The sequence below is a fragment of the Sphingobium sp. genome (genome assembly GCF_041987595.1).
Classification (GTDB): domain Bacteria; phylum Pseudomonadota; class Alphaproteobacteria; order Sphingomonadales; family Sphingomonadaceae; genus Sphingobium.
On sequence record NZ_JBHIWJ010000173.1, the window covers coordinates 1 to 4,438 of the forward strand.

The window sequence follows — 4,438 nt, forward strand, 5'->3', positions numbered from 1 at the left end:
GTGCGGCGGCGCGTTTCTGGTTCTCGAACTGTCCGCCCCAGGCGATACGGTAGCCTGGCGGCAGCGGAACCTCGCGCGCGACATTGGCCTGGGCTTCCTTGACGAAGCCGACCAGGTCGCGACCCTGGACATAGGCCTGGATCACGGCGACCAGAACTTCCAGCGCGCTGATGCCGATCATCAGAATGAAGCTGGCGGCGCCGACGGTCAGGCCGAGCGCAGGGCTGGCATTCGCGCTGTTGATGACGAACCCGGCAAGCACCTTCAGCAGCACGTGGCCAGCGGTCATCGCGACGAACAGTCGCAGACCAAGGCTGAACGGACGCACCATGAAGGAGACGAGTTCGATGAAGAAGAGGGGCACCACCATCAGCGCAGGCGTGCCATGCGGCACGAATAGCGAGAAGAAGTGGAAACCATGTTTGTAGAAGCCCACCGCCAGCACGATCGAGAAGCTCATGACCGCGAGCACGCCGGTCGCGGTGAAGTGGCTGGTGAATGTGAAGGGGTGCAGGCCGAACAGGCCCAGCGGCAACAGACCCAGCAGGTTCGCCAGCAGGATGAACATGAACAGCGAGAAGACGTAGGGAATATACTTCTTGCCGCCCTCACCCACATTGGCGATCAGCAGGCTCTTGATGAAGCCGGTCATATACTCAACCGCCATCTGCCAGCGGCCGGGGACCAGTTCCCGCTTCATGCCGCCGACGACGAATATCCACAGCACCACAGCGGCGGCCACCATATAGAGCGCGCTGTTGGTGAAGGCGATGTTGAAACCGCCCAGCGACAGATGATCCGTACCGAACAAAGGTTCGATGGCAAACTGGTGCATCGGATCGATTTTGCCGGATTGTGCCACTCTGGACCCCTGTTACGTCTAAGCCTTCGGACTATGACAAAAGCGTCCCTATTGATCGGGACGCTTCGCCGTCGTCAATCTGATGATGTTCCTGAAAGCCGCCACGATCCCAAGACCGAGGAAAGCGAGCAGGAGCCAGGGGGATGTCCCAAGCAGCCGGTCCAAAACCCAGCCGATCAAGGCACCGCCGACAAGACCCCCGATCAGCTCCGCGAGAACCCTGTTGCCGAGGCGCGACCCATCGTCCGCCTGTTGCTCCTTGGTCCCCTGTCTGACCTGTTCGGCGTGTTCGGCCTGCGCGATCCGCTCCTCCAAAGAGGCGATCCGCGCATCTTCCCCCGCCGGGTCCTGCCCCGGTGCATCCGCTGCCATTCCGCATCCCTTCCGTTAAGGCTTTAGAACCTAACGTCAGGCGGCATGGCGCTAACGGCTGCACCCGTCAAGGCGCGGCCCGTTTAGAAAGGGCTTTCAGGAGTGTCAACCGTCGTCGGGCAGGAGAAATTTCCCAACCCAACGAAGCTGGGTCGAAAGTCCACTAATGGGAAGGTCGATCAGCCCGCCGTCGCGCAATAGCCCGGCAGCGCGATCGGCCCGGCGCCCTTGGTCTGCCAAGGTCCAGCGCCGATCCGGTAGACCTGCCCCTGCTTCACGCGGTTGCTGAGCGTCTGGCAGCCGATGGAGGCGGCGACGTCCTGCACCGTCACGCCGCGCTTGCCCGCCAGGTCCGTATAGGCGGCGCGACGCTTGATGTTGATCGATTCGACTTCCGACCGGACCGCATCGCTCACCGTCCCGGCGATGCCAAGATAGCCGTCGGCCTGCTCGCCGACCGTCCCGGCGCTCATGGCGGCGGCAACAGCGCCGGACTGCGCCCTCGCAGGAGAGGTCATGACCAGCCCGGTCGCGAGCGCGACCGCAGCGGTAGCGGCGATCATCAAAAACTTGCGTGTCATTGCGGGAACAACTCCGGGTTATTCTGAATAAGGTCCTTCGCATCGCGTTGCAGGCGGACGACCACTTCCTGCTGCACCTTGACGTTGAGGTTGATTTCGATCGGCTTGTCAGGCGCCTTCACCTGGATGCATCCCCCCAGAGCCAAACCGGCGAAACCCGCCGTCATGATCGTTCGCTTCTTCATTTCTGCTCCCTGTTTGGCACAGTGTCGCTTGCCGCAGGCTGAACTGCAATCCCCTGATCGCCCATCTTCTGCCGCATCTTTTCCTGCATCTGGTCGCCAATGCTGTTTTGTATGAGCGTAGAGGGATCGATGAAAGACTGCGCCGTGCCCAGCAACCCGCGGAAGGGCGCCGCGATCCGTACGTTGAAGATGAAGGGCAGGCCCGTGAAATTGCGCGCCAGCCCCGCCGGAGCGCCGCCGATCTGGCCGCGATTGACGCCGTTGAAGACGACGTTGGTGACCATTTCGCCGTCGAGCGCGCCGTCCATCAATATGGTCAGACATTTATATTGGAGATTCTTCAGCGCGTCGAAGGCCAACCGCCCCATCGCGCCCAGCTGCTCGTTCGACACCGGCCCGACATAGGAGAGCGTACCCGACTGACGCGTCGGATCGCAGGGGATCACCGGCAACACGCCTTCCGGCATCATAAGCGCCGGCATGCCCTGCTGTCGCGCCGTCAGCACACCACCCGCGACCCGCCCGCCCTGGGCGTTGAAAATCAGCGGCATGATGCCGTCGAACGTCCCGGTTGCGGAGATATTCTTGAGGTCCATCGCCTGGATGAACGCACCGGCATCCAGCCCGACGACGCGGAAAGTCATATAACGATCGACGTCGGCGCTGAAATCCATGGTGGTCGGCAGCAGCACCAGCTGGCCACCCGAGAAGGGCCAGCCGCCGCCTTCGATCCGTACCTTCTGCCCCGCTTCAAGGCGGTAGCGCACCACGCCGTCGCGCACCTCGACGCCGGGATTGACCGACCTGATTCGCGCCTCCTGGCCCGGCGCACTGACCAGACCGAGCAGATCCGTGAAACGCAATTCGCCCGACAGCCCTTCCACCGGGCCGAACGCTGCCGCGAGACTCGCATTGTCCGTTCGGAAAATCCCATCGCTGGTCACCTGCGAATCGTTCCAGCGAATATGGCCTTCCCCGCTGACGATCGCATTCACATTGGCGACGACGCCCAGCGCCAGCCGGGTCACGTCTTCGGGCTGAAGCCTGGAACCGAAGGCCAGTCCCTGCACTGCCAGCTCAGCCTTGCCCCGACCGCTCCCCAGATCATGGGCGATCACGGCACGCGCCACCAGCACGTCATTGCGCGGCGCCCGCAGCGTTCCGGTCGCCGCTATCCGGCCATCCTTCAGCGTCAGCGCGAAATCGGGAACATTCAACGGCTCGAACCGTCCCGGCACCTGAGCATCGCGCACCGTCAGCCCGGCGGCGAGCTTCAGCGCGCCCGCCGCGAAACTCCAGTCTCCCGCGCCGTCTTCCACGATCAGCGGCACGCTGCCGATCCGACCGCCCGTGCCGGAGAGGCGCCCGCCCAGCCCCTGCGCAGTCGCCTTGCCGTCCAGAGCCTCCGCCGTCAGGCGGACGGGCGAATCCTCCGGCCCGATCGCCAGATCGGCATGGCGGAGCGCAAAGCCATCCCGGCCCAGCGCGATTCGCGCGCTGTCGGCGGTCAGCCGCATGGGGCTGTCGCCGCTCTTTCCGACGAGCGCGAGCTTACGGATTTCCGCGCCCCCTCGCACGCCAGCCGGGCCTGCCGCGAACAGCGCGCCCTCAATCGGGCACAATGTCTGGCGGGTCCGTCCTACCGAGAAACTGCCGTAACGCGCCTCGATCAGCGACACGGGTACGCAACGAGGATTGATGGCCAGCGTGCCGGCGGCGCTGAGCTGGCCCTCCACCGGGGCGGTCAGCCCGCGCAACCTTCCGCCCGGCAGCGGCCCGTCAAGCCGGATTTCGGTCGAAAAGCGCGTGTCGCCATTCGGCCCGGCGACGAAGCGCACCGGTTCCAGCGACAGCTTCGCGTCGCCCGCAGCATAGGGATCAAGGAACAACTGTCCGCCAAAGCCGCCGCCGGGCCGCCGCGCGAGCCGCAACGCCGCCTTGGGCAAGCCGCCGCCTTCGGTTGTCACGGCGCCATCCAGCGCCCAATCCATGGCTGCCTGTCGCTTCCCGGGCCAGCCAATGGTGATGCGCCCGCTGCCCGGAATCGCTGCCCGCGCCCCGCTGCGGGCTGAGAACTGCGTGCCGGTCATAACCAGGCTGCCGCCCCCGCCGCGTTGCGCAATGACAAGATCAGTCTGAAACCTGTTATCTTCACCTGCGCGGCGCACAGCATCCACGAACCTCACCGCGAGCGGACCCACCGGGGTTCCCGCCGCCGATTCGCGCAGGCCGGCCAAGGGATCGCGTCCCGCAAGACGCAATTGCCGGGCCGTCAGCCGCCCCTGCATCCGCATCGCGTCCTTGCCGATCATCCAGGCGCCCTGAATCGCTGAGGCGCCCGCCACCGCGCCGGCGCCGGCTCCTACGAAGACCCCGCCGAGCAGAAGCGGCAGGCAGGACGCGGCAAGCGCAAGACGGGTCGGCCGGGACGCTGAACC

The 4,438-nt window shown here is 65.1% G+C and carries 4 protein-coding genes and 2 pseudogenes; all 6 read right to left on the minus strand.

Going from position 1 to position 4,438, the window contains the following annotated elements; translation table 11 throughout:
* Positions 1-148 (minus strand): annotated as a pseudogene (locus tag ACFC3J_RS22175) (efflux RND transporter permease subunit); the annotation flags it as partial.
* A pseudogene (locus ACFC3J_RS22180) lies at positions 128-862 on the minus strand (F0F1 ATP synthase subunit A); the annotation flags it as partial. The pseudogenes ACFC3J_RS22180 and ACFC3J_RS22175, both read right to left, overlap by 21 nt.
* A 48-nt stretch (positions 863-910) precedes the next feature.
* Positions 911-1,234: an AtpZ/AtpI family protein gene (locus ACFC3J_RS22185; protein ID WP_375198110.1), complete on the minus strand. Its 324-nt coding sequence runs from the start codon at positions 1,232-1,234 to the stop codon at positions 911-913.
* A gap of 179 nt (positions 1,235-1,413) precedes the next feature.
* Positions 1,414-1,815 carry a YdbL family protein gene (locus ACFC3J_RS22190; protein WP_375198111.1) on the minus strand — a complete coding sequence of 134 codons (402 nt, stop codon included), beginning with the start codon at positions 1,813-1,815 and terminating at the stop codon, positions 1,414-1,416.
* Positions 1,812-2,000, minus strand: a complete 189-nt coding sequence (locus ACFC3J_RS22195; RefSeq protein ID WP_192666616.1) for a YnbE family lipoprotein — start codon at positions 1,998-2,000, stop codon at positions 1,812-1,814. Before ACFC3J_RS22195 ends, ACFC3J_RS22190 begins: the two co-directional genes overlap by 4 nt.
* The coding region (locus tag ACFC3J_RS22200) for a YdbH domain-containing protein (protein ID WP_375198112.1) at positions 1,997-4,438 on the minus strand (2,442 nt) is incomplete at its 5' end. The genes ACFC3J_RS22200 and ACFC3J_RS22195, both read right to left, overlap by 4 nt.